This is a genomic window from Streptomyces sp. NRRL S-646 (assembly GCF_000720765.1).
Classification (GTDB): domain Bacteria; phylum Actinomycetota; class Actinomycetes; order Streptomycetales; family Streptomycetaceae; genus Streptomyces.
Genome location: NZ_JODC01000010.1, coordinates 256,925 through 283,018 on the forward strand (window position 1 = coordinate 256,925; position 26,094 = coordinate 283,018).

Below are 26,094 nucleotides of genomic sequence, written 5' to 3' on the forward strand. Positions count from 1 at the left end.
CCATGACCTTCCACGTGTATCCCGACCCGCAGACGGCTCCCCGGACGGTGGCACCGAGCGCCACCGAGGCGATCTCGATCAACCAGCTCACCGGCACCGCCGTACCGGCCGGCAGCTACACCAAGATGATGTTCATCCGAGTGGCCGCGAACGGCGGCGGCACTACGCCCACCCTGTTCCTGAAGGCGGGCAACGGCGCTCCCGTGGAGGCCAAGTCGCTGCCCACGGGCGTGCTGCGCGGACCCGACCCGACGGCCGACTATGTCGGGGACGTGAGGCTGCTGGGCGACGCGAACAACGTCCAGCGGCTCCGTATGGGGTTCATCGACGTCGACGCCGTGGAGTCCTGGGAGCTCAGGGTCCGGAACAACGGCGTCGCCGCCATCCAGGTCACCGCCGTGGCCGCCGAGTCGGAGGCGGAGACGGCCCAGCCGTGGATCTCGGTCGGCGGCGGGCTGCTGGCCTATCACGCGCTCGTCAACGAGACCGTCCCGCAGCGCCTCACGGTGGCCAACAAGGGCACCGGTCCGCTCAATTTCACCGCGCCCGGCCCGACCCTGCCGAGCGGCTTCACCATCACCTCGACGCTGCCGCTGTCCATCCCTCCAACCGGCAGCGCCCAGTTGGAGATCACCTTCACCTCCCCGGCCAGTCCGCCACCCCCGCTCGGAGCATCATCGGCCTCGGCGCTGCTGACGGCCGACCCGGCCGACACCACCGCGGGAACGAGCCCGGAACACAACCAGCAGGTGACGCTGTCCACGACGACACAGCGGCTGGAGGTCGTGCTGCTTCTCGACGACTCGGGCAGCATGGCGTGGGACGCGCTCGGCCAGGATCCCGCCAACAAGGCGGGGTCGCGATGGGGCGAACTGACGTCGGCGGTGAACCAGTTTCTGGACATGCTGGCGCACTTCGGGGAGAAGCGCGGCCGGTTCGGCATCGCCCGTTTCCCCGCCGCCGACGAGCTCAATCCGGCCACCTTCGACATCGTGCCGATGACCGACATCCCCGGCGCGATGAGCGCCGCCCAGAACGCCGTGGCCGCGATCACTCCGGCCGGAGGCACCCCCATGGGGGACGGGTTCGATCGCGTCCTGTCCCCGGCCACCAGCTACTTCGGCACGGACCAGCTCAGTCGTGCGGTGGACCGGCGCTGGCTGATCCTGCTCAGCGACGGCGCGCACAACTCCGGCACCCACAACCCGATCGAGTTCATCGGCAGCCCGGGTACGGCCCCGCCCGGCACGTCCCTCGCCGATCTCAAGGTCCACCTGTTCGCCGTCGCGTACGGCATCGACGGTCACAGCGACGTGGACCACGTCCTGATGAAGACGCTCGCCACCGGGTCGCTGGGCGGCGGCAAGGTGCGCAATGTGGACGAGGAGGGTACGACAGCAGCCGAGCTGGCGGTCGCGCTGCGGGACGCCCTCAAGGCCGGGCTGACCCCGACAGCCGCGCCACGCGATCCACGGGGCGCCTATCCCGGCCAGGGCGAGGTGCGGCACGAGGCCCTGCTCACCCAGTACGACGGCAAGGTGGCCTTCGTGATCAGCTGGAACACGTCCGAGGCGGGACGGCTCAGCCTCGCGTTGCTGACCCCGGCGGGCGAGGAGGTCTCCGCGGACTTCACTCCGCCCGGGGTGGAGATGAGGCTCGGTGACCGCTCGCACATGTACCTGGTCGACCGGGACTTCCTCCGCGGCAGGCACGGCACCTGGACGCTCACCGTCACCGGTAACGGCCCGGAGGACTACGTCTACGACGTACTGACCGAGACGAGTCTGCGGCTGTCGATCGAACTGGACCGGCCCACCTACTACGCCGGCGAGCCGATCACCGTCTCCGCCCGGCTGACCGCCGCGGGCGGGCCCGTCCTCGGCGCCTCGGTCACCCTGGGCATCGACTCGCCGGCCACGGCGCTGGCCAACTGGCTCGCCACCGTGCAGATCCCGCAGGATTCGCTGAACCGTGCCGCCGAGCTGCTGAGCGGCAAGGACGTCACGCCCGTCCTGGTGAAGCAGTACGGTGCGAGGCTGGCCCAACTGCCCTACCCGGGCGGTCGGTTCACCAACGACGTGCCGATGACCGACGTGGACGGTACCGGCGTCTACCAGGCCACCCTCGCCGGGAACACCGTCCCCGGGAACTACGCGTTCACGGTGACCGCGCTGGGCCTCAGCGACGGCGGGGCCTTCCGTCGCGAGGGGGCCGCGCAGACCACCGTACTGGTCCGCCCGAACCCCGAGTTCAGCCACGTCGAGGTCCAGTACGGCAGGCGGGGCAAGGCCATGGTCACCCTCATCCCGCGCGACGAGTACGGCAACGTACTGCTCGTCGATCCGCAGACGGCGACCTGGCTCGAACCGCTCGGCCACGGTGATTTCGGCGAACTGGACAGCAACCTCGACGGGACCTACACCTGCCCCGCCAGCTTCGATCCCGATGTCGTCGACGGGATCGAGGTGGGGTTCCAGTTCGGCGAGGACGCTGTCGTAGCACCGTCCAGGTTCCCATTGCCGGAGCAACTGACCTTTCCGGACCAGGTGGTGTCGTTCACTCCCGGCCGCGTGATCGACAAGGAGCGCGTACCCCGGGTCGACGACGTGCTGGGCAGCGTCATCCACAAGGGCCGCGCGACTGCCCTGGCGCTGGGCGCCGGCGGAAGTGTCACTGTCGGTTTCAAGGGCCAGGTGGTCCTGGCGGGCGACGGCGGCCCCGATATCACCGTCTTCGTACGACGGGACGGCGATCTGCGTGCCTACCGTCTGGAGGCCCTGGACGAGGGGCGGGGCACCTGGATGACGGTGGGCGAGTCCATCGGCATCACCCAGCCGTTCAGCCTCTCCTCGACCGGACTGGCGGCCACTCCCGCGCTGCGCGTCACCGATCTCAGCGGGCGGGCCCGTGGCGCCGACGACAGGCTGCTGCGCGATCCGGGCGTGAACGTCCGCGGGCTGGGCGTCGCGCGCACCGACGGTACGAGGGGATGACGGCGATGTTCACCTGGTCGGTCAGCAGGCCGCGTGACCCCGATGAGGTGGCCGCCGACCGGCATGCCGATGAGGCTCTGGAACGGCTCGGCGACGCTCCTCACGCGCCGTCGCCGTCCGTTCCGGAACCGTTCGCGCGTGCCTTCGGCCAGGACTTCGGTCAGGTACGGCTCCATACGGACTCCGAGGCCGCGGAGTTCGCCCGCGACCTGGGCGCGGACGCCGTCACGGTGGGCCACGAGATCCTGTTCGGCGCGGGTGCCTACCAGCCGCACACGCCCAGTGGGAGGCGGCTGCTCGCTCATGAGCTGGCGCATGTCGTCCAGCACGAACGCGACCCGCGACCGCGGATCCGCCGGCACTGCGTGGAGGCGATCGCGGAGCTGGTGGGCAGCGCGGTCAAGCTCAGCGGGAGCTTGGTGCACGAGATCATCCTGCTGGACTTCGAGTGCCAGGTGGCCGGAGCACGGCGCGTGCGGATCCCGGGCGGGTCGGCCGGCCCGCTGCGCACCGGCGGGCTGTGCGGCAAGGACAGCCCGGTCATCCCGGGCCAGTCGATCGGCGGACGGGCCGGGGCGGGCATTCCCGATCTGGCTCGGCAGAACACCTCCGGGGTGCTGTCGGTGGCCGAGGTCAAGCCGGCCTCGCCGGAATGCCTCGTCGACGGCGAGGAACAACTCCTGCGCTACATCGACCAGGGCAACGCCCAGGACGACCAGCAGAAGGCCTGGCGGGCGAGCCAGAACATCACGGTGGTGTCCCCCATGCTGCCGACGGTGTACCCGGGGAAGCTGATCGTGGCCGGTCCCCTGCTGATCAAGACCGACTGGTTCGGCGCCGGTCTGCTCGGCTACACCGTCCTCACCCCGCCTCCCGTGCCCGTCCCTCAGGAGGAACGCGAGAAGGAGCGGAAGCGGCTGGAGGAGGAGGCGAGGCGCCGGAAGGCCGCCGTGGCCTTCGGGGCGGCGGTGGGCGCCGGGGTCGTGGCGCGGGAGGTCGTGAAGCGGGCGCTGTGGCGGCACTTCTGGCGGGTGGTCGCCGAACGTTTCGCGATCCGGGGCGCCGCCGCGCTGGCCCTCGCCGCCGCGGACGGACCGCTCCCCTTCGGCGAGTTGGTCGACGTCGGGCTCGCCATCGTCACCATCGTCCAGATCGGCATCGAGTGGAACGACCTGTGGCGCAAGGCCGACGAGGTCGCCGCCAAGGAGGCATGACCCGGTTCGGCACAGCTGGCGGCCCGGCAATCAAACTGGAAATCAGGAGCCTTAACTTGATTCTGAAGCTCCTATAGATCGTCAGGTGCCTTAAGCGTTTCGTCGCGCGAGAGGTCTACCGCCACCTCACCAGCGCACCATAGACATCTCCAGCCACTTGACGATCTATACGAGCTTCAGAATCAAGCTAAGGGCTCGCAGAAGAACAACCTGCGCGTGAGCAGCGCGTTGAGCTGGGAAGTCAAGTCCCGGAACCCGCAAGTTAATTCTCTGCGAGCCCTAAGCGTTGTCCCATAAATGATCTATGATGTGTTTCGTTGACCTGCCTGTTCGTCGTCACCCGGCGAGGGTGAGGTTGTGCAGGCGGGCGATGCCGAGCATGGCGTGGTGGACGCCGTCGCCCTTGAGGCGGCAGTCGCGGAGGATCTTCTGGGTCTTCCTCCGGGCGAAGGCGTGCTCGACGCGGGCGCGGATCTTGCGGTGGGAGGTGCTGTGCTCCTCTTAGCCTCGAGTTCGCTCTGGCCGGGTTCCCGGCGGTGCGGGATGACCAGGCCGGTCCCCCTGGTGAGTGGGTTTGCGCTGCGCTTAGCCGTCCGGACCGGGTCTGCCGGGCTGATTGCGCCAAACGTACTGCGCGGAAGGGGTGTCCCTGGAACGATTTGTGCATATCGGCGGGATGAGTCCTCGCACACCCTCTGCTCATGGGGAAGAGCGCGGACTACGGGGGAGGGTGCTTCTGTGGAGGGACAAATCAATGCAGGGCCGGTCCACATCAACACCGTCCTGCTGCAGCAAGTCCTCGTCGAGCCCTTGCCCCGGCTCCTGGCTACCAAGGACCAGCGTCGACTGTCGCCGCTGTTCTACGGCGCATCAACCCACTGTGGCCGGTTCCGCCTTGATATGGATGCTCGCCAGAAGCTCGCCAATCCGCCCGGAGCGTGGGCATGAGATCGGTGCGTTTGGCGGCGCGGGCTGGTGCCGCAGCCATACTCGGATTTGCAGTGGGGTTCGCCGTCGGCCAAGTCCTCAACGGCGGTTACGGACGCGGGCGGGCCTTGATGCGGCTACCGGGACTCAGGGGGTCGTTCTGTTGGGCGGACCGATGGGCGGAACGAGCCCGGCGGCTTGCCGAGTTGGATCGACTGGAGGAGGCAGAGGAACTGCTGTGGCGCGGACTGACCCGAGTAGACACAGCGGGCGATGGCTGGAACGACGCCCGGTACAAGGCGTTTGTTCGCCTTGGTGAGGTCCTTGACGGCGTCATCAATGAACTCGGCGATCTGGCTGGTCTCCGGCGGCTCCTGATCTGGCTGCGCGTCCGGGCGGGGACGGCCGGCCGCCTCGAGGGCGAGATGTTCGCCCTGGCCAGGCTTGCTCTGGTCGATGGCTGGGCGGGGGACTTCGCCACGGCTGTCACCCGTGGACGCGAGCTGCTCACGTTGTGGCCGGGCAAGGGGGGCTTGGAAGAGGCGGCCGAGGAGTGGGGCGCCTGGCTCGGCCAGACCGCCCGCGAGGCCTACCACGCGGGCGAGTACGAGTGCGCCGCCGAGCTGGCCGACCTGGCACTCGCCCTGAAGCCGGACCAGCCGTTCGCCCTGTTCGCCGCCTCCTACGGTGCCCACCGCCTGGGCCGTCTGGAGCGGTCGCTGGAGTTCTTCGACCGGTTCATCGCCGCCCACCCCGAACGTATGGGTTCCCACGAGGGCAAGGCGGTGGTGCTGTCAGACTTGGGCCGCAAAGCTGAGGCGGTCGAGGCGATCGGGGCCGCCGTGCTGCACGATCCCGATCAGCCGCGCTACAGGCTTACGCGGGCGCAGCTCCTCGCTGACGCCGACCGTCCTGCTGAGGCTCTGCCGGACCTCAACATCTGCGTCGACCTAGCCGCGGCCGAAGCCGCTGTGCTGGCCGCGGATCCTGACGCCGATCTGCCTTACCTCGACACCCTCCCGACCGAGGACTTGGTCGAAAGAGCGGTGGGACTCCGGATCGCCCTGCTGGAGGAGTTGGACCGTCCAGCCGACGCCGTGCTCTGCCTGCATGAGGCCCTCGCCGACCCGCGGCTGCGCCGTTTCGAGCGGCTCCGAGACGCTTTGACGGCCTTGGCTGGCGACGGCGCCGCCGTGATCCGCGACCGGCTGACCACCCGAATCGCCGCGGGTGCCGAGGAGGGGCCACTGCGGCTCACGCTGGCCCGTTGCCTGATCGTGCTGGACGAGGTGGACAGGGCGCTTGAGGTGCTGGAAAGGATGCGTCTGGAGCCTTACGACCTTGAGTCCTACGACGCGATGCCGGGCCTGCTGAACCTGTTGGCTATCCGGCACCCCGATGCACCAGGTGTCCGGCGGCTCCTGGCCGATGTCCTCATCGCCCGCCACCGCCCGCAGGCCGCCCTCACACACCTGGACATCTTGCTGAGCCTGAAACCGGGCGACTGGTACGGGCTGCTGCTACATGGCATGGCTCAGGTCACCCACAGCGAGCCCGGCTGGACCGAGTCGCTGAGCGGCGCGAGCGTCATGGCAGCTCTCAAGGACCTGGTCGACTCCGTCGAGGCTGCCCCGGCCGGCGAGAGGCGCCCCCTGAACGCCCTGCGCTGGCTGTTGCAGCTCTCACTGGCGATCCCCGACCTCCGGGACGGCCTGCTTGTCCTTCTCGGCAAGGAGGCCGAGCCGTATGACCGGATCCTCGCCGCCCTGCCCGGGCTGGAGACGGTCGTCCACCGGCTCATTCTCTTCGAGTACGCCCTGAGCCCAGCCCAGGCTCTCACCGAGAGCGACGAACAGCTCGGCTTTGCCCGCGCCGAGGCGGCAGCACTGGGCCTGCCGCAGCTCGCCGCCCAACTTGACCTACTGCACGCCGACGTCCTGCTGCGCCGCTCTGAGGTACAGGCCGCGATGGACCATCTGGCGGCTGCCGAAGCCGTTGTCGCCTCGCTGGGAGAGATACCGAACGCCGAGTACCTGCCCAGCCTGAACTCCGAGGAGACCCAGGCTGCAGTGGCGCAGAGCCACCACCTGGGCCGAACGCACATGGTCTTCGATTTCGACCACATCGAAGTGATGATGACCGCCCTCGGCTTCCTGCAGAAGTACATCGACCTGATCGGAGCCGACATCCAGGCCCGGCTCGGCGATGTGCCCGGCGCGCTCGCGCTGCTGACGGCGCGGCCCCCGTGGGAAGGCCCGCCCGAGCACCTCACCCGCACCAGGCGCCTGCTTACCGCGCGGCTGCTCCGCGATACCCGACGTTGCGACGACGCCCTCGCAATCCTGGGGGACACAGCGAACGACTCCGAGGCCGCCAACATCGAGGCCACGATCCTCCGGCTTCAGGGCGACCTGACCGGCGCGGTACGCATCCAGCGCAGAATCCTCGACGACCCGCAGCTCGACGCCAGCCACCGTATGCTCGCGGCGGCCAACCTCGCCGACGCCCTGCGGGCAGGCGGCGACGCGCTCGCCGCGCTGCGCACGCTGGACGGCCATCCGCCACCTGCCGACGCCCAAGCTCAGGCCAGGGCCAGCTGGCATCAAGAGCGTGGCTGGGTACTCAAGGCGCTCGGCCGCCCCGAAGAGGCCCTCGCCGACCTGCTCACTGCCCTCGACCTGCGGGACCAGGTACGGGGCCGGTTCCGCGCCGAGGACGACCGGATCGGCTGGCAGGTCCGCAATCTGCCGCTGTTCGCCGACGCCGAATCCGTTGCGGTCGCTGCGGGCCGCCTTGACACGGCCCTTGAACTCGCCGAACGCGCCAGAGCCAGAGCGTTCGTCGACGGACTCGCGCTTGGTCCAGTCCCGCGCGGACCAGAGGCCGAAGATTTGGAAGCTCCGGTCGCCGCCGCCCGCGAGCGACGCCGCCTCCTGCTGGACCTAGCCGCCGATCCTGGCGCTGACACGGCTGCAGCGACCGTCGAGCGACTCCGCGTGCTCGGAACCAACCTGGGCGCCGACCTCCCCGTCCCCGGCGAGCGGATCGCCGAGGAGATCTCCCAGGAGGGTCCGGCGCTTCGCCGACTGGAGCAGCGGCTGCTCCAGGCCACGCTCGGTGCCCGCGAATCCCTGGCCGGACCGGTCAGCACGGCCGCCGAGATCCGCGCGCTGCTGGAGCCCGGCGTCCTGCTGGCCGAGTTCACCACCTCCGGTCTGCTTCTGGTCACCTCTGCCGTCACCACCTGGCGCCCGGCCGAGACCCCGGACGAGGGCCTTGTCCACCTGCGCGAGAACAGCCGCCCGGACGACCTGATCTGCCTCGTGCCCTCCGGCCCGCTTCACCACCGGCCCCTGCACACCTCACTGATCGACCGCAACCCCGTCTGTTACCTGCCGAGCGCCTCGGTGCTCGCGCACGGCCGTGCGCGCCGCCCCCACCGGCAGCCGCGCTCCTTCACGGCCATCGTCCTCGGCGACTCCCGCAATGACCTGCCGAACGCCAGGGTCGAGGCGACGACCGTCGCGCGGCTGCTCGGCACCCGCCCTCACCTCGGCGCCGCTGCCACCCGGAATCTCCTGACCGACGTCTACGACGTCGTCCACATTGCTTGCCACGCCGCCTTCGATAAGGACCACCCCGAGCAGTCCGGCATTCTGCTCGGCGCCGGGCGGCTCACAGTCGAGGATGTCTACGACCTCCGGTTGAATGCTGGGCTCGTCGTACTCAGCGCCTGCGAGAGCGGCCTCGCCGACAATCGCCCTGGCGACGAGCTGATGGGGCTGGTCCGGGCGTTCCTCCGCGCGGGCGCCGCCGCGCTCGTCGTCAGCCTCTGGCCCGTCGACGACTTGTCTACGGCCCTGCTCATGTCGGAGTTCTACCGGCGCTGGCGTGGCGAGGGCACCGCCCCTGCGCGGGCGCTTGCCGCAGCGCAGCTGACGATCAGGGATCTGACGTGTGCTGATGCCATCGGCAGGATTGACGCCGAGGCTGTTTCCGGCACGGACCACACCGCAGCCCTGCTGGAGACGTCTCGGCTGCGTGCCCGCGCCGGAGACCTCACCGCCGCGATCGAAAGCTACGAGACGCTCCTCACGGCACCCGACACCCCTACTGATCTGATCCGGCGCCGTCTACGGCTGCTGAGGCTGAAGGCGGAGGCCCCGGAGACCGTCGACTACGGGCGCCGTCCCTTCGCTGACCCGTACCACTGGGCGGCCTTCATGCTTGTCGGAGATTGGCGGACTGGATGATCGCCGTACGGATCAGCACCTTCCCCGACGGCGCCGTCCTCGCGCCGGCCGAAGGCCTCCCGCCCCGCCCCGGCCCCTTCCTCGTCGCTGTGACGCTCGAGGACAAGGTCATCTCGATCGTCCCCCGGGACATCCTGGAACCGCTGGCCGCCACGCCACCCAGCGACCTCCTCACCCGCCTTCCTCCGCTGGTCACCGTCGAATTGGACGACGACCGTATCGAGGAGGCCGTGTTGTTGGAACTCGCCGACTTGTTCGGCCTCCTGCCGGAGGTGCCAGGAGCCCTCGTTGAGCGCGACGGCGCCCCGGGCGGCGTTCTGACAAGGGCCGACACCGCTGCGGCGCTGCCCTTGGAGCTGCTCGACGAGAGCGCCACCCGCCTCGGAAACGCCCCCAACGTCCAGTCTCGACGCTACATCTGCCGTCGCTGCGCCCCGCCCTCCCGCCGCCTGCCCCGCTCCACCACGGCTGGCCCGCCGGTGTGCGGTTTGGTCTGGTCCCATGGCCCGATGGAGCTCGAAGGAGGCTGACGGTTCCGTTGTTCGCCACCGTCCTGAAAGAGATCACCGGGTACTTCGACCGGCGTGCCCTGCTGTCGACGTTCCTGCCGACTTTGGTTGCCGCTGGCTCGCTCGTCCTGGCTGCCGTACTGGCGTCCCAGGACGCAAAAGTCGTTGCACATACCTGGGGCGGCCTGCCCGGCACGGTCCAGGCCGTCGCGATCGCAGGCTTCCTCGTCGCGGTCGCGCTATGGTCGTTCGCCCTGGCCAACCTGCGCCCCCTACTGGACCAGCTCTTCCAGGGCCGCTGGGGCAATTCCGTCTCCGCTGCCGCGCTGGTCCGCCGCCGCACCGCCCGGCTCCGCACGGAACGGACCTGCGACAGCACCGAGGACGAGCGCCTCGAAAGGATCGAAGCGGCCCTGCTGACCGCCGCCGAGTCGCTGCCTCGCCCCGGTGGACCGGTCCGCCCCTTCCCTGGCGACCCGACCGCCGAACTGTCCGACGCCGAGACCGCCTGGTCCAGCGCTGCCCCTCTCTCGGCGGACGCCGCGGCCGACGTCCTGCCCGGCCTGAGCATCCGGCTGGCCGACCTGGCCGGCAGCGGCGACCCTGTCCTGGACGACCCGCGCTTCCCTCGGCTGGTGGCCTTTGCCACAGAACTCACCGAGCGCCGCCTCCAGGACGTTCGCTCCCGAAGGGCGTCGGTCCAGCAGCGGTTGTTCGTGCTCTATCCCGCCGACCCTGTCGAGGTGGCTCCCACCCGGATCGGCAACATCCTCCTGGCCGCCGAGCAGCATCCGCGTCTGCGCTATGGGCTGGACCCGGTCGTTGTCTGGTCCCGCCTTCAGCCGCTGCTACCAGACGCTTTTGCTGCCTCGCTCAAGGATGCTAAGGCCGCCCTTGACCTGATGCTCACCTTGACCGTCTACCTGCCGGCCGTTGGCGCCCCGATCGCGCTCCTCGCTGCAGTGAACGCCCGCCTCGACGGAAACGCTCTGGCCTGGGCAACGTTCATTGCGGCGCTGCTCACAGGCGCTGCCCTGCCCCGGCTAGGCCGCCCCCGTCCTGCCGCGGCTGTCAGCGTGCTCGTCCTGGCCATCCCGGCCCTCCTCGCAAGCCTGACTGGCCCCCCGACCGGCTTGGCTTCCTCCCTGCTGCGCACGGCCGTAGCGGTCACGCTGCTGGCCGGCCTCGCCGGGCTCACCTCTATCGTCCACGCGGGTGCCCGGGAGGCTGCGCTGGCCTTCTCCGACCAGCTCAAATCGGCTTTCGACCTGCACCGCCGTCGGGTGTTGCAAGAATTTGGCCTTGCATTCCCCGCCGACCTCGCGGCCGAACGCGCGCTCTGGCTGGACCTCTGCCAGTTCCTCTATCGGGGCGACCAGCCTGTCTCGGCGGCCTTCCGCTACCGTGACGACCCGCCACCTGACCCGTGAGCCCCGGCAACGGGGCTGCGTCGCCCTACGGAAACAGTCCACGTATCACCCCTGGTGACGCCTTGCAGGCGTGAAAATCGGGTTGGCGGCTGCCCGTCGACGTCGGTAGTGCCTTGGGGGGTCGATCCCGCGAAACAGTCTGATGCCGGAGCTGGCTTGAGGGGCTGTGCCCTGTTGCTGTGAGCACGCCGTTCAGAATCTCGTGTCCCCTCCCGCTCCACGGGCAGCCGCCGCCCGTCGGCATGATCGTGGAAGTGGGGTGGGACCGTTGGCGGAACCCGAAGAGATCAGCAGAGCTGAAGACCTGGTGGAACGGGTCGCGGCGATCGACACCGCGAAGGCCTCGGGCAAGACATCAGCAGACCGCCGATCACCTTCACGTCGAACACCCAACAAACCTGCCGATACCACGCATCACGCGCTGATGGAGTTCTTGTGGCTGAAGATCGCGCTCCGCCCGAAGCAGATACGCGCCCGGTGTCGTACGCATCTGGGCGTCACGTACCTGGGCGGCGTTGGGGCGGAGCGCGGTCAGGCCGAGAGCCACCGCACCTGCCGTCACAAGCGGCTGACCGGCCGGGATGCTGCCGAGAGCAACGGTGGCCGCGGTGCCCAGCTCGAATTTCGAGCTCATGGCGCTGAAGGCTGTGTCCATCTTCAGTCCGCGCATGGCCTTGCGGAGTTCCTCCAGTGGCGTCTCGAACGTCTCGGCTACCTTGAGGCTCAGGTACTTCTGGCGGGCGTCGGGATCCTCGATGGCCCCGAAGGAGTCACGGAATTCCGCAGCCGCGGTGCTTACCGCGTTGGCGAAGGCTTGGAACTCGGCTTTGTGCCCCTCGCGTAGCTGGATGATCTTCTTCACCGGTACGGCGTCGAGGTTGTCTGGCACTACGAGACATATCGACATCAGACCGATCGCCTCGGTGAGGTCCTCATCCGCGGTCGGCACGGAGGAGCGCGGATCCAGCAGGGCCTGAGCAAGACGATCGGAGTCCCAGCCGTAGATGCCATGGGAAGCAGCCTGGTCGGTGAGCGGGATGTAGCGGCTGCGTCCGGCCAGCTCCTCCGTCAGGACGCACTTGTAGATCCACGCAAGGGTGGGTCGCATGGCGATCCACCTGATCTCGGATGTTGCATGGGTCCAGGAGTTCTGAGCGAGTGTTCTGTGGACCAAGAACTGCTGGGCGAACCGGCTTCGCTCGGTGTTCAGTGCAAGGCCGGCGTCGACGAGAGCATTCCTCAGCTCGGGCGCGACCTCGTCCTCGTGGAGTCCGGCGAGGCTGCTCCGCGGCAGAACGCCGATGGTCTCTCCAGGCTCCCAGTCAGGGCCGGGCTCGGCCGTGACACTGAACTCGCTGTCTTCGGCGGCCTGCTGGATGCCGTGCTCAGCCTCGAGTGCGGCTCCGTGTTCCCGGAGTAGATCCAGGAAGAGCGGCGCTATCGCCCTGGCCGCGGCGTCCGGCCGAGTAGTGATCATGAAGTCGAGTTTGTCGTTGAGGGCCGCCGCGGTGTCTGAGTCGGCGACCGGATAGCCCGCCGGGACTACCCGGGCGAGGTGCGGCCAGTACAGGGCGGTCAGCTTGACTCACTGTTCGTCGCGGCAGTGGATGTACGGGTAGTACAGGCCGATGCGCTGCACGGATCAGGTCCCTCCCCTGGACGATCGCGATCGAGATCACCAGCATCTCACCCGGCGCGGAGGCGTATGCGGCATCTCCCGGCGTCACCCCTGAGCCTCGGGCTGCGCCGCCCTCGTCCCTGGAACGGAGACGACCGTGAGCTGCTGGCACAATCTGATCACCGATGCGTGGGGTGCCCTGTCGTACAAGTCGGCGTTCCAACTGGCGACCAAAGGCCGGTCCGGCCGTCTGCCCGGTCACGCGGGAGCGAGCTGGATCCCATAGGACGGTACGGTCCCGGGAGCCGCTCAGACTCCAACCGTCCTCATCTAGGCCTACCTCCGGTCGGAACTCGGAGAGCCGGATCGCACCGACCTAGACATCCGCTATCAGCGGCTTGGATTGCTCCAGGCCGTAGTCGTAGAAGTGCTGCGTGAGCGGAAGGCGGTTCTCGTTGCCGATCCTCTGGCTGTCACCGTCCAGCGGATCGCCCCGTCAACAACGTGGAGAACGTCAAGCACTCGAGCGTCAGATCGCGACGCTCGAGGACCTCGTACCGGATGATGGCGCTTACGGTTCCCGTGCCCATGCGGCGCAGGAGGAGCCGCTGACCTTGCGCCTAGGCGGCCGCCGCCGGGTGTTTGAAGACCTGCTGGCCGTCCTTCTACGACCCGAAGGACACCGACGCGGTCGAGCTGATCGAGGACCGCTCGCACGGCATGGTGCGGACCGAGGTGCGGTGCGCGCGGTGCGGGTCGCATCTCGGGCACGTCTTCGAGGGCGAGGGGTATCAGACGCCCACGGACCAGCGGTACTGCATCAACTCCATTTCCCTGCGTCTGGCCGCTGACGAGGGCTGACCGTCCTAGTCCGCCGTCTTGGCGTACGTGTAGGGGGCGGCGACGGCGCCGCTGTGGTGGTCGGCCGCACGCAGGGCGGTGGTGAGGCGTTCGCGTGGTTTCATGCCGAGGCCGGCGGTGGCGTGGAGGGCGCCGAGGGCGTACTCGTCGCCACAGCCGACCGCGGCGTACCCGTCGGCGGACTCGCTGACCTGGTAGTCGCCGTGGATGGCGAAGAGCCGGCCGTGGATGCCCACGAGGAAGCTGCCGGCCTGTTCCTGCTCGGACTCCTTGCGCGCCCAGCCGCCGTCCTTGAGGCAGGTGCGGACCGCGTTGACGAAGGTCGTGGCCATGAAGCGGTAGAGGGCACCTTCCGGGTGCGGGGCATCGAGGGCGTACTGCAGCAACTGCCCCATGCGGAAGGAGGTGGTGTATCCGAGGACGTAGGGGCCGTTGGTGAACACCTTGGGGTCGCGGCAGATGGTGAGCCGATATCCGTCACTGCCTGCGGAGTCTCCGGCCAGATGTACTCGCTTGCGATTGACCAGGCCGACGATGACCGTCAAGTCAGCACCCCCGTCACGGTGTTGAGGCGTCGGTGTCCGCCTCGGGGGAGTTCTGCCCGCCCGCGGCGCGGACTCACCGCTTCCGTTCAGCGGTACCGTGTCAACAGCTCTGTGGTGCGTCCGACTCCGCACGACGGCTTTGCGGGATCACGGGGTGTGGGCGGCCCTGTGCCCTGCGCCCATGGCGTCTGCTGCGGGGCGGGCGTTGGGGCCACCAGAGGACGTAGGCGGCGGAACCGGCCGCGAAAGCCAGGCGGATGAGGCCCTGGACGGAGTCCGAGGGGACGAGCAGGGCGCTGCCGTACAGGGAGATGAGGGCGAGCCAGCTGACCCAGGGGACCAGACGGCGCTGGCCGATCGAGTCCCAGATCAGGGTGCCGAGGAGGACCGAGGCGTTGTAGTACGTGTACACGCTCGGGTCCAGGACGATGCGGGCGTCGGCGGCGAGCAGCACGACGGCCGGCCAGCGTTGCCGGCGGACGGCGAGAGCGCCGAGGGCGATACCGAGGGCCATCTGGGCGGGGCGGTCCCACCAGGGGGTGGCGGCGTCGTGCACGCCGAACCAGCGCAGGGCCGAGGCGGGCTGGTTCGGGATGGTGAAGCGGGCGGCGGCGAGGGTGTCCAGGTGGGTGAGGTAGAAGGGCAGCCACGCGGCGGCCACCAGGCCCACGGTCCAGGCGGCGGAGCGCAGGCGGGCGGGGCGCGGCAGCGCCAGCAGCAGGGGCAGGAAGCCGACCGCCCAGGGTTTGGAGTCCACCGCGAGGGCCAGGAAGACGCCCACGGCCGTGGCCTTGCCGCGAACCAGAGCACGAACGGCGAGGGTGGTGAAGAACAGCGCCAGGACGTCGTCCAGATGCGCGAACCGCACTGCGACCTCCACCCACATGGGGATGAAGGCCGCTCCGGCGATCAGTACGCGCTGCTGGAGGCGTTTGTGGTTGAGTCCGGTGCCCCGGTAGTGGTCGGCGGCGGCGCGTCCGACCAGCACCAGCATGTACAGGCCCAGGCCGGACATGAACGCGTCGGCGAGCTTCTCGCCGAGTTCGGCGGGGAAGGGTGCGAAAAGCCCGGCGACCAGGAAGCTGATCGGGCCGATCTGCAGATCCGGGTGGTTGGCGTAGAGGGCGAGGCCGCCGCCGGGGACCTGGTGGAAGAGCAGTTGCTGCCCTTCCCGCAGATAGTGCCAGGACACGGCTCCGTGGCGTTCGGCCACGAAGAACCAGACGGTCGTCCACAGCGCCAGCAGGGCGTTGTGCCAGCGCACCGGATAGCGGCCGATACGGCCGATCCGTGCCCCGTCCCCGGGCACGGCTGTCACCGTCTTCCGCTTCCCCACGTTCCGTCCTCCCCCTAGGGCCTGGTCATCCCTGTAGAGGGGGGCTCGGCGCTGTGGGTTGCCTGTCCGGGGCCGGAAGCCAGGCCCTAGACGAGGGACACGAGGGCCGTACGGGCGTCGACGACGGTGGGGTTGCCGACGGAGGCGAGCAGGCCGAGGCCGTCGGTGCGGGTGCCGTAGCCGAAGCAGTCCAGGGGTGCCGCGCCGTGCTCGGCCGCGGCGCGGACCACGGCCCGGGTCTTGGCCGCCGCCGTCATCGGGTGGCGTACCTCGCCGGTCAGGCACCCCTCGCTGTCCACGACGGGTTCGGTGCACAGGACGAGGTCGGCGCCGAGATCCTCGCGCAGCGGGGCCAGGCAGGGCGTGAACGCCTCGGAGACCAGGGCGGTGAGGTGCCCGGCGTCCTGGTGGGCGCGGAGCGCGGTCAGGGCCCGGGCGATGAACGGCGGGCCTGTTCGGCGTCCCTGGCGGACCTCCTCGTACCAGCGCCGCCCCTGTTCCATCAGCTCGGCCGACGAGGTTCCCGCATAGAGACGGTAGTACGCCCGCAGCAGGTCGGAAGGGTCGATGCCGAGTGCGGCCATGGCGCCCAACTGGTCCACTTCGTAGGCGTATTGCGTCTCGCCGAATCGGTAGCGGAGGAAGTCGTACCGGGCGGGGGTGGTGAGCAGTGTCTCGTCCACGTCGAAGAACGCGATCACAGGGGAGGGGCGACGGGTCTTGATGGTCAGGTCCTTCCAGGGCGGAATCGGCGGACGGGCAGGGGCACGAATCTTCTGCACGCTTCGTGCACGGATCTGACACATACAGAAGCGCAGAGTTACCATTCGATGTCACTTCGGTCGTCGCCTGTGGACGGCATTGCGCCAGCCCGATCCGGCCGGAAGCCGTCGTTGCCTTCTCATCTGGCGGTACGGCCCCTGCTTGGCGCGCCGGCCTCGGGAAGCGCCTCGCAGGCAACCGTGCAGGTCGGACGCCCGCCTGCAGGTCGGCCGGATACACGCTTGCCCGCGCTGCCACCCCGCCCGTCCGACCGGTCGGACGGGCGCGCGTAACGGCCAGAACGGCCGAAGTCCGACGCTCTCCTCACAGCACCTTCCGCTGCACCAGTGCCGACAGCACCAGCGCCCCCGGCAGTAGCGGCAGCCAGACCGTCAGGACGCGGTAGCCGATGACGGCGGTCGCCGACAGGTCCATGGGTGCGCCGAGCGCGACCATGGCGAACACGACCGCCGCGTCCACCGGCCCGATGCCGCCCGGTGCGGGCACGGCCCCGACCGCCGTACTCGCGGCCAGGAACGCGAAGGCGACCTGCACCCAGGACAGCGACAGACCGAGCGCCGCCCCGACCGCGAAGAGCACGCTCGCCTGGATCAGCGGGGCGGCGGCCGCCCCGCCCCACAGGGCGAGGATCCGCGCGGGCCGGGTGTGCAGTACCCGTACGTCGGTGAGGGCGCAGCGCAGTGCGTCGAGGAGGGGGCGGCGCAGCGGTCGCACGGTCGTCACGAGCACGGCCGTGCCGGCGAGGGCGAGGGTCACGGCTCCGGCGACCAGGAGTGCCGTCCGCTGGTCCGGCACGAGTCTGCCGGTGAGCAGCAGGTCGGGGAAGGCCACCAGGAAGACGAGGAGCACCAGCGTCCTCGCGATCGGCTTGACCGCCGAGTACAGGGCGAGCGAGGCGGTGGCCCGGGCCAGGGGTATGCCGCGGCCCTGCAGGAAGCGCAGGGTGACGGCGTGGGCGCCGATACTCGCCGGCAGTACGTGGTTGGCGGCGCCCGCGGCGAACTGCGAGGCGATCAGCAGCCCGGCCGGGAGTCGTTCCGGCAGCGCGCCCTGGCGGATGCAAGGGGCGGACAGCCAGCCCAGGCAGGTGAAGAACAGCGCGACCAGCAGCCACCAGGGGTCGGCGGAACCCAGCCGTGTGGTGCCGTTGTACGCGGTCTGCCAGTCGACCGCCGCCCACACACCGATCAGGAGCAGGGGGAGCGTGACCAGGGCGCTGCGGAGCAGGCGGGGGGCGCGGGCGCGGAAGCGGACAGGGGGCGGGGTGAGGGAGCGGCCGGTGGGGAGCCGGCCGGGGGCGTCGTCGAGCGGGAGCAGGGACACGGCGGAACCGTTCCCGCCGGGTGTGACGCCATGGTGTCCGGGAGCCTACGGGGCGCGGGCGGGCGGGCGACGGCCACCCTCCCGGTCCTCTGACGATGAATCATTCATCCAATGAAGTGTTGACTTCAGGATCAATAAGCCAGAACAATCCATTGGGTGACCTCCGAGCAGCTGTCCGTGGGCCCGGCCCTGTCCTCCGTCTCCTCCGACCTGGACGAGGCGGTCCACCGCTGTCTCGTCGCCGGCTTCGAGGGCACGACGGCCTTCCCCGGCACCCTCAAGCGGCTCATCGACCGCGGTCTGGGCGGCGTCATCCTGTTCACCCGGAACGTGCGCGACGCGGAGCAGGTCCGTGAGCTCACCGACGCACTGCGGGCGATCCGCCCCGATCTGCTGGTCGCCATCGACAACGAGGGCGGCGGTATCGGTCACCTGGTCGGCGCGGGCGCCCCCGAGGTCCCCGGCTCGTACGCCCTCGGCGTCGCCGACGACCCGAACCTGACGGCCCGCTGCGCCGACGCCCTCGCCGGTCACCTCGCCACCCTCGGCATCACCGCCTCGTACGCACCCGTCGCCGACCTCCAGCGCAGGGCGGACAACCCGATCGTGCGCACCCGCTCCTTCGGCGCCGACCCCGGGCTCGCCGCCCGCCATCTGCACGCCTGGATCACCGCCACCGAGGCCCGCGGCATTGCCTCCTGCGCCAAGCACTTCCCCGGCCACGGCGGCACCGAGACCGACAGCCACCACGACCTCGCCGTCGACCCGCGGCCGTCCGACGAACTCCGTGCCGACCTGGAACCCTTCCGCGCGGCCGTCGCCGCGGGCGTGCCCATGCTGATGAGCGCGCACGTCGTCTATCCGGCACTGGACGCCAACCGCCCCGCCACCCTCAGCCGCCGCATCCTCGGCGACCTGCTCCGCCACGAGATCGGCTTCGACGGTGTGCTGGTCAGCGACGCCCTGGAGATGAAGGCCATCGCCGACCGCTACGGCGAGGCGGCAGGGGCGCGCATAGCCCTCGCCGCGGGCGCGGACCAGGTGATCGTCGCCGTGCCGGACCTGGAGGTCACGCTGGGCTGCCGGGACGCGGTGCTCGACGCGGTGGACTCCGGCCGGCTGTCCGAGGAGCGGATATGGGAGGCGGCCGGGCGGGTGCGGCGGCTCGCCCAGCGGTATGCGACCCCCGCCGGGGTGGTGGCCGCCTGGGACGCCGGGGCCGGTCTGGAGGCGGCGCGGCGCGCCGTGCGCAGCAGGGCCCTGCCGCGTGCCGTGCGCGGCGCCCACGTCGTCGACCTCTTCCCGCCCCCGCATCCCGCCCTCAACTGGGGTGGCGAGGACCTCCTGACCGAGCTGCGCCCCCTCGACCCCACGGCGAGCGGTACGGCGGTGAGCGGGGAGCCCTGCGATCAGAGTGCCCTGGTCGACGGCATCCTGCGCCTGGCCGCGGATTCGCCGCTGGTTGTCGCCACGTGTGACGCGGGGATCCATCCCTGGCAGGCGAGCTTCCGTGACGCCCTGCTGGCCCGGCGTCCGGACGCGGTACGCGTGGACACCGGGCTGCCGGAGGGCGGCGATCTGTGCTCGTTCGGTCGGGGGCGGGTCAATCTGCGGGCGGTGGCGGAGGTGCTCAGCGCTTCGCTGTGAGTGCCGGGATGGGGCGTTGGTTGTCTGCGGCGCCGTTGTGGCCGGTCGCGCCCACGCGGCGGAGCCGCATATCGACACAGCCCCGAGCCCCTTTGGGGCGCAGCGGCCTACGGCAGTTGTACGGTCTGCGTGATTCCCCGCGTCGCCAAGTACGCCTGGTCGTCGGCCCGTTCGGCCAGTAGTGCCGCTGGGCGCTCGCCCTGCATGCGCAGGCGCATCCACGCATCGAAGTACGTGCCGCCCGGGCCGGAGATGGAGCGGGTCGAGGGCGTGCAGTCCAACACCAGGCCGGTGGTGCGCGGTCGGGGGGAGACAGGATTCGCGCGCAGTTCGGCGATCGTGTCGGCGAGGGCGGTGGCGATCGGCTTGGGGCGGCCCGTGGAGTCGAAGAGACCCAGGGTGTACTCCAGCTCCGGATAGTCGGACAGTGAGCGGTCCACGTCGTGGGAGCACCACCAGGTCACTCCCCAAAGGCCTTCACAGTCGGCCGCGTTGAGGACCGTGGCGCGGGCGAAGTCCGGGGCGTCGGCCGCCGGGATGTGCGGTTCGGGGGCGCCCGTCTCCTGGACCCAGACGGGGCGGGACGGATCGTCGGCGTAGGCCTTCGCGAGTTCCGTGCCGTACTCGGCGAGGTGCTGCACCTCGAAGGAGCCGGGCCCGTAGCGGCGGGCGCAGTCGGCGGAGAACACCCAGGGGTGGACGGTCGTCACGTCGCCCTTGCGGGCCGAGGCCTCGGGCGTGAACGGGTGGTCGTCGCCGTACCAGGCGGCGTCGTACGCGGAGTGCGTGGCCAGCTGCCCGGGGCGCAGGCCCTCGCGAGCGGCCGCCAGCAGCGTGTCGAGGTAGTGGTCGACCTCGGTCGCCGTCACCGGGTTGTGCTCGACCAGGTTGTTGAGTTCGTTGCCGAGCTGGAGGCCGATGAGGTTCGGGCGGCCGGCGAGGGCGCGGGCGAGCGTGCGCAGCAGCTCCGCCTGGGCCTGGACGGCCTCCGGGTCGGTGAAGACGTTGCGGTGGTGCCAGCTGCGGGTCCACTCCGGGTAGAAGTCGAAGCCGGACAGATGGCCCTGTACGCCGTCCACCATGACGTCGAGGCCCGCCTCGGCCGCCAGGTCGACGAGTTGTGCCAGCTGGTCGACGGCGGCGGTGCGGATGAGGGTGCGGTTGGGCTGGAGCAGCGGCCAGAGGTGAAAGACGCGGATGTGGTCGAGGCCCAGCCCGGCGATCTGGGCCAGGTCCTCGCGGGCGTGCTGCGGGTCGAAGTCGTGCCAGGCGTGGAACCAGCCACGGCGGGGCGTGTAGTTGACGCCGAAGCGGAGCGTAGGGATGGGATCCTCCTCGGGTCGCCGACCCTCCGGGGTCGGGGGCTTGTCCTCGCTGAATGTATCAACCACCATGGTCGATGATGAATAACGATTTCAACCAGGAGTCCGGCGGTAATCGGAACTCCGGTGAACCGGAACTGGTGGTAGGCCTCGACGCCGGCGGCACCCGCACCCGAGCGGTCCTCGCCGCCGCGGCGGACGGCCGCGTGCTCGGCGAGGGCTCCGCCGGTCCGGGCAACGCCCTCACCGTCCCGCTGCCCCGGCTCACCGACCACCTCGCCGAGGCCGTCGCCCAGGCGGTGCCGGCGTCCGCGCGAGGCCGTGTCGCGGCGGTGGCCGGCGGTTTCGCGGGCGCCACGGGGGCGACGGAGGACGACCCGGGCCGCCTCAATGCGCTCACCGCCCTGACCGCCGCCCTCCGCCGGGTCGGCATCGCCACCGGCTCGATCGGCATCAGCAGCGACATCGAGGCGGCCTTCGCCTCCGCCCCCGGCGCCCCGGCCGACGGCCTCGCCCTGGTCGCCGGCACGGGAGCGGTCGCCATGCGCATCACCGGCCGCCGCTGCACGGCCACCGTCGACGGCGACGGCTGGCTCCTCGGCGACGACGGCAGCGGCTTCTGGATCGGCCGGGAGGCGGTCAGGGCCGCCCTGCGGATGGCGGACGGTCGGGGCGGGGCGACGGCGCTGGCGGTGACGGTGGGCCGGGCACTGGGGCTACCGGGCGAGGTGCTGCCGTACGGCGGCTCCGGGGCTCCCGAGAAGTCGTACGAAGGCGCCCCCGACTGGTCCCGCGCCCGCCGCGAGGCCTACCGCATGCGTCTGCTCCCCGCCGTCATGGCCGAACCCCCGACCCGGCTCGCCCGGCTCGCCCCGCTGGTCGCCGAGTCGGCCCGGGAGAAGGACCCCGTGGCGGAGGCGATCCTCGTCGAGGCGGTGGCGCGGCTGACCGACACCATCAGGGCGTTGGAGCCCCGTCCCGGGGAACGTGTCGTCGCCACCGGTGGTCTGCTCGGCCCCGACGGCCCCCTGACGGCACCCCTGACCGCCGCGCTCCGGAACCACCTCGGACTCACCCTCGACTGGGTGGCTGACGGCTGCGGGGGCGCCGTGGCCCTCGCCCGCCTCCTCGTCTGACTGCCCACGCGACCTCCTCGTCCGACTGCCCAAACGAAAGGAACGGCCGCATGCCGACTCCGGAACCAGCGGCCGACCGTGCCGAACGCAGCCACCGGGACCGCCCCCTCTACCGCGATCCGACGGCCCCCCTCGACGCCCGCGTCCATGACCTCCTCGCCCGTATGACCCTCCGCGAGAAGGCCGGTCAGCTCAACCAGCGGATGTACGGCTGGGACGCCTACCGCCGTACGCCCGACGGTGGCTACGAACTCACCGACGCCCTGTACGCCGAGACCGACCGTTTCGAAGGGCTCGGTGCTCTCTACGGGCTGATGCGTGCCGACGCCTGGTCCGGTGTCGACCACGGCAGTGGGCCCGGCGGCCAGGACAGCGCCGCCCTCGCGGAGCTGGTGCAGCGGCACGTTCTCGAGCGCAGCCGGCTCGGCATACCCGCCTTGTTCGTCGAGGAGGTGCCGCACGGCCACATGGCCCTGGACGGCACCGTCCTGCCCGTCAACCTGGCGGTCGGCGCCACCTGGGACCCCGAGCTGTACGAGCGCGCCGCCGCCCACGCCGCCGCCGAACTCCGCGCCCGTGGTGGCCACTTGGCCCTGGTCTCGGCGCTCGACATCGCGCGCGATCCCCGCTGGGGCCGCACCGAGGAGTGCTTCGGCGAGGACCCGTACCTCGCCGCCAGGCTGACGGAGGCACTTGTGCGCGGCATGCAGGGGGAGCCCGCCGAGTTCTTCGCCGACGACAGCGCACCCGTCGTCCTCAAGCACTTCGCCGGGCAGGGAGCCACCGTCGGCGGCCGCAACTCCGCCGAGTCGGAGCTCGGATGGAGGGAGCTGGACGAGATCCACCTCCTTGCCGCCCGCGCGGGCGTCCGCGCCGGAGCCGCCGCCGTCATGGCCGCGTACAACGAGGTCGACGGGATGCCGTGCTCCGGCAACCGCGCCCTGCTCACCGGTCTGCTGCGGGAGAGCTGGGGGTTCGACGGGCTGGTCATGGCCGACGGGCTGGCCGTGGACCGGCTGGCCCGCATCACCGGCGACAAGGTCTCCGCCGGCGCCCTCGCCCTCAACGCCGGGGTCGACCTGAGCCTGTGGGACGAGGGCTTCACGCATCTGGAGGAGGCAGTGGAGAAGGGACTCGTCGAGGAGTCCGGCCTCGACGCCGCCGTCGCCCGCGTGCTGCGCCTGAAGTTCCGCCTCGGACTCTTCGAACGCCCCTACGGCGGGGGCGAGTTGCCGTCCGCCCAGCAGGGCCGCGCCCTGAGCACCGCCCTCGCGCGTGCCTCGGTCACCCTCCTCCACGACAACGGCGGCGCCCTCCCGATCCCGGCCACCGTCTCCCGTATCGCCGTCCTGGGACCCCAGTCCGCCACCTCCGCCCACCAGTCGGGCGACTACACCGCCCCGCAGCGCACCGGCAGCAGCGTCCTCGACGGGCTTCGCAAGCTCGCACCGCCCGGCACCGACATCCGGCACGCCCGCGGCTGCGCGCTCACCGGAGGCGACCTCTCCGGCATCCCCGAGGCGGTCGCCGCGGCCGCCGCCTCCGACGTCGCCGTGCTGGTGCTGGGCGGCAGCAGCGCCCGCAGCCCCGAGACGGACTTCGCCGCCAACGGGGCCGCACTCACGGCCGTTTCGGAGATGACCTGTGGCGAAGGCGTCGACCTCGCCGGACTGCGGCTGGGCAGGGCGCAGTACGTCCTCCTGGGCGCCGTCGTGGCGACGGGCACACCGACCGTCGTCGTCCTCGTCCAGGGCCGCCCGCACATCGTGCCCGAGACCGCGGCCGCCCTGCTCACCGCCTGGTACCCGGGCCCCTGGGGCGGCGACGCGATCGCCGAGGTACTGCTCGGACACGCGGCACCCGTCGGCCGGCTCCCCGTCTCGATGCCCCGCTCGGCGGCCCAGCTCCCCGTCCACTACAACCACAAGGACACCGAGTACGGCGGCTACGTGGACGAGAGCGCCGAGCCGCTGTACTCCTTCGGGCACGGGCTGTCGTACACGAGCTTCGCGTACGGCCCGCCGCGCACGGACGGGCACACCGTCACGGTCGACGTCACCAACACCGGTGCGCGGCAGGGCCGTACCGTCGTGCAGGTCTATCTGCGGCGCCTGATCACGTCCACCTGGCCGCGCACCCTCGAACTGTTCGCGTTCGAGGGTGTCGACCTGGTGCCCGGCGAGTGCCGTTCGGTCACCTTGCCGCTCGACAGGGACCGACTCGCCGGGACCAGGACCGTGGAGATCCGGGTCGCCGAGTCCGCGCGGGCCGCGCTCACCGCCGTACCCGCCGTACTGGACGTCAGAGCTTGACGGCTCCCGCCGAGACGCCCTTGTAGAACCAGCGCTGGGTGATCACGAACAGCACAAGCACCGGGATGACGGAGATCACCGAACCGGCCATGACCACCCGCTGGTCGTAGCCGAACGACGAGCTCTGCAGCCGGGACAGGCCCAGCGTCAGCGTCATGTGGCTCTCCGAGCGGAGCACGATCAGCGGCCAGAGGAAGTCGTCCCAGGCGCTGATGAAGGTGTTGATGGTGACCACCATGATCGCGCCCCACGCGGACGGCAGATACAGGTACCTGAACCGCTGCCACTCGTTCGCGCCGTCGAGCATCGCCGAGTCCTCGATCTCGCGCGGTACGGCCAGGAACGCGCCGCGCATCAGCAGGACGTTGATGGCGCCGACGAACCCGGGCAGCCACACGCCCGCCAGGTTGTCGACCAGGCCCAGGTCGCGGATGCTCAGGAACAGCGACACCATGATCGACTCGAAGGGGAACATCATGGAGGCGACCAGCACCACCCAGACCGCCTTGCGGCCCTTCCAGCCGGGCTTGGAGAGCATGTAGCCGGCCGTGGTGGAGAACACCAGCTGGCTGGTGACGGACAGGACGACCACGATCAGGCTGTTGCGGATGTACGTGGCGACCGGCACCTGGTCGAAGACCTCGCGGTAGGCCCGCAGGGTCGGGTGGTGCGGCAGCAGCGAGGCGTCCGCGCCGAAGACGTCCTCCCCGACGCCCTTGAGCGAGGCCAGGAACTGCCAGACCAGCGGGCCGACCGTGATGCCCAGCACGAGGAGCAGCAGCAGGTAGCGGACGACCAGTTCGCGGGGGCGGCCGTACTCCCGCCAGCGCGGCATCAGCCGCCGGGGCTTGTCGACGGCGGTCGTCATGCCTCGTCCTCCTTCGTCAGGCGCTGCGCGAGCAGGGTCAGGCCGAGGGTGAGTACGAACAGGGCGACGCTGACCGCGGAGCCGTAGCCGGCGTTGCCGGTGATCGGGTCCAGACCGACGTCGCGGATGTAGAAGGGCAGGGTGCGGTCGGCGCCGCCGGGGCCGCCGGTGGAGCTGCCCAGCATGAAGATCTCGGTGAACACCCTCAGGCAGCCGATGCCGGTGAGCGTGCCGACCAGCATCATCGCCTGGCGCACGCCCGGCACGGTGATGTGCCAGAAGCGGCGGACCGCGCCGGCGCCGTCCATCTGCGCCGCCTCGTGGAGCTCCTTCGGCACGTTCCCGAGCGCGGCCAGGTAGAAGATCATGTACCAGCCGAGTCCCTTCCACAGCGTCAGGCCCATCGCGGAGAAGAGGATGAGCCAGGAGTCGGAGAGAAAGGGGACGGCGGACCTGATCAAGTGGGCCTTCTGCAGCCAGGTGTTGACCAGCCCGTCGTCGGCCAGCAGCCACTGCCAGCTCAGGCCCACGACCACGCTGGAGGCGAGGACGGGCGTGTAGAAGGCGGAGCGGAAGAAGCCGATGCCGGGCAGGTTCCTCTCCACCAGCACGGCCAGCATCAGCGGCAGCAGCACCATCAGCGGGACGACGATGACGGCGTACAGGACGCTGTTGCGAGTGGCCAGCCAGAAGTCCGAGTCGTCCAGCATCCGGGTGTAGTTGTCCAGCCCGACGAAGCTTGCGGCGCCGCCGAGCGGCTTGGCGTTCGTGAACGACAGGATGACGGTGTTGAGGAACGGGAACACCCCGAACACCACCGCGCACACGATCGCTGGCGCGGTCCACAGCCAGGGCAGCCACCAACGGCGGTACAGCGCCGCGCCGTTGGCGCCCGGCACGGGGCCGGGCAGCACGGCCCGGACGAGGCGGCGGATACGGGACGGGGCCGTGCCCGGCACGGCGGCAGTGCGCTCCGTACCAGGCACGATCACCGGCTCAGCGGTCTCGGTCGCCACG

General features: G+C 70.4%; 16 protein-coding genes and 2 pseudogenes. 9 read left to right on the top strand and 9 right to left on the bottom strand.

Annotation, left to right across the window (positions count from 1 at the left end; all coding sequences use genetic code 11):
* Positions 1-2 precede the first annotated feature (2 nt).
* Both IH68_RS0127060 and IH68_RS57285 read left to right on the top strand, forming a co-directional pair.
* Positions 3-2,993, top strand: coding sequence for a vWA domain-containing protein (locus tag IH68_RS0127060; protein WP_030939948.1), 2,991 nt, complete (start codon positions 3-5; stop codon positions 2,991-2,993).
* Positions 2,990-4,207, top strand: coding sequence for a DUF4157 domain-containing protein (locus tag IH68_RS57285; RefSeq protein ID WP_030939950.1), 1,218 nt, complete (start codon positions 2,990-2,992; stop codon positions 4,205-4,207). The genes IH68_RS0127060 and IH68_RS57285 overlap by 4 nt, the downstream gene beginning before the upstream one ends.
* Before the next feature lie 336 nt (positions 4,208-4,543).
* On the opposite strand, the pseudogene IH68_RS53575 reads toward IH68_RS57285, so the two are convergent.
* A pseudogene (locus IH68_RS53575) lies at positions 4,544-4,767 on the bottom strand (IS5/IS1182 family transposase); the annotation flags it as partial.
* 573 nt (positions 4,768-5,340) lie between these two features.
* Between IH68_RS53575 and IH68_RS0127075 the strand changes: the two are divergent.
* Genes IH68_RS0127075 through IH68_RS0127085 form a run of 3 tightly spaced genes read left to right on the top strand, consistent with a single transcriptional unit; the run spans position 5,341 to position 11,326 of the window.
* The gene (locus IH68_RS0127075; protein WP_030939955.1) at positions 5,341-9,387 is read left to right on the top strand and encodes a CHAT domain-containing protein; all 4,047 of its coding nucleotides are present in this window, start codon (positions 5,341-5,343) and stop codon (positions 9,385-9,387) included.
* Positions 9,372-9,917 (top strand): hypothetical protein, encoded by a 546-nt coding sequence (locus IH68_RS0127080; RefSeq protein ID WP_159403729.1) that lies wholly within the window; start codon positions 9,372-9,374, stop codon positions 9,915-9,917. Before IH68_RS0127075 ends, IH68_RS0127080 begins: the two co-directional genes overlap by 16 nt.
* Positions 9,918-9,925: 8 nt before the next feature.
* Complete coding sequence (locus IH68_RS0127085; protein ID WP_030939959.1) at positions 9,926-11,326, top strand: hypothetical protein; 1,401 nt, start codon at positions 9,926-9,928, stop codon at positions 11,324-11,326.
* Positions 11,327-11,702: 376 nt separating this feature from the next.
* Here the strand turns inward: IH68_RS0127085 and IH68_RS0127090 are convergent, their stop codons facing one another.
* Positions 11,703-12,905: a DUF6236 family protein gene (locus IH68_RS0127090; protein WP_324607686.1), complete on the bottom strand. Its 1,203-nt coding sequence runs from the start codon at positions 12,903-12,905 to the stop codon at positions 11,703-11,705.
* A 693-nt stretch (positions 12,906-13,598) separates the two neighbouring features.
* Between IH68_RS0127090 and IH68_RS0127095 the strand changes: the two are divergent.
* Positions 13,599-13,805: pseudogene (locus IH68_RS0127095) on the top strand (peptide-methionine (R)-S-oxide reductase); the annotation flags it as partial.
* A 5-nt stretch (positions 13,806-13,810) separates the two neighbouring features.
* Here the strand turns inward: IH68_RS0127095 and IH68_RS0127100 are convergent.
* The 4 genes from IH68_RS0127100 to IH68_RS0127115 form a co-directional block, all read right to left on the bottom strand.
* Positions 13,811-14,350, bottom strand: a complete 540-nt coding sequence (locus IH68_RS0127100; protein WP_030939963.1) for a hypothetical protein — start codon at positions 14,348-14,350, stop codon at positions 13,811-13,813.
* Between the two features lie 100 nt (positions 14,351-14,450).
* Positions 14,451-15,686, bottom strand: a complete 1,236-nt coding sequence (locus IH68_RS0127105) for a hypothetical protein (RefSeq protein WP_420719010.1) — start codon at positions 15,684-15,686, stop codon at positions 14,451-14,453.
* An 86-nt stretch (positions 15,687-15,772) separates the two neighbouring features.
* The gene (locus IH68_RS50200; RefSeq protein WP_159403730.1) at positions 15,773-16,468 is read right to left on the bottom strand and encodes an HAD family hydrolase; all 696 of its coding nucleotides are present in this window, start codon (positions 16,466-16,468) and stop codon (positions 15,773-15,775) included.
* A gap of 304 nt (positions 16,469-16,772) precedes the next feature.
* Positions 16,773-17,792, bottom strand: a complete 1,020-nt coding sequence (locus IH68_RS0127115) for a lysylphosphatidylglycerol synthase transmembrane domain-containing protein (protein ID WP_030939967.1) — start codon at positions 17,790-17,792, stop codon at positions 16,773-16,775.
* A 156-nt stretch (positions 17,793-17,948) separates the two neighbouring features.
* On the opposite strand from IH68_RS0127115, the gene nagZ reads away from it, so the two are divergent.
* Positions 17,949-19,439, top strand: a complete 1,491-nt coding sequence (gene nagZ, locus IH68_RS0127120; RefSeq protein ID WP_234341611.1) for a beta-N-acetylhexosaminidase — start codon at positions 17,949-17,951, stop codon at positions 19,437-19,439.
* A 107-nt stretch (positions 19,440-19,546) separates the two neighbouring features.
* On the opposite strand, the gene IH68_RS0127125 is transcribed toward nagZ, so the two are convergent.
* Positions 19,547-20,833 (bottom strand): glycoside hydrolase 5 family protein, encoded by a 1,287-nt coding sequence (locus IH68_RS0127125; RefSeq protein ID WP_030939970.1) that lies wholly within the window; start codon positions 20,831-20,833, stop codon positions 19,547-19,549.
* Between the two features lie 8 nt (positions 20,834-20,841).
* On the opposite strand from IH68_RS0127125, the gene IH68_RS0127130 reads away from it, so the two are divergent.
* Together IH68_RS0127130 and IH68_RS0127135 are read left to right on the top strand one after the other, a co-directional pair.
* Positions 20,842-21,897 (top strand): N-acetylglucosamine kinase, encoded by a 1,056-nt coding sequence (locus IH68_RS0127130; RefSeq protein WP_051833774.1) that lies wholly within the window; start codon positions 20,842-20,844, stop codon positions 21,895-21,897.
* A gap of 50 nt (positions 21,898-21,947) precedes the next feature.
* Positions 21,948-24,209 carry a glycoside hydrolase family 3 N-terminal domain-containing protein gene (locus IH68_RS0127135; protein ID WP_107057538.1) on the top strand — a complete coding sequence of 754 codons (2,262 nt, stop codon included), beginning with the start codon at positions 21,948-21,950 and terminating at the stop codon, positions 24,207-24,209.
* Here IH68_RS0127135 and IH68_RS0127140 read toward each other — a convergent pair.
* Complete coding sequence (locus IH68_RS0127140; RefSeq protein ID WP_030939976.1) at positions 24,199-25,077, bottom strand: carbohydrate ABC transporter permease; 879 nt, start codon at positions 25,075-25,077, stop codon at positions 24,199-24,201. The two genes, IH68_RS0127135 and IH68_RS0127140, sit on opposite strands and share 11 nt — an antisense overlap.
* On the bottom strand, positions 25,074-26,093 hold the full coding sequence (locus tag IH68_RS0127145) for a carbohydrate ABC transporter permease (protein WP_030939977.1): 1,020 nt from the start codon (positions 26,091-26,093) through the stop codon (positions 25,074-25,076). Before IH68_RS0127145 ends, IH68_RS0127140 begins: the two co-directional genes overlap by 4 nt.
* Position 26,094: the final 1 nt, after the last annotated feature.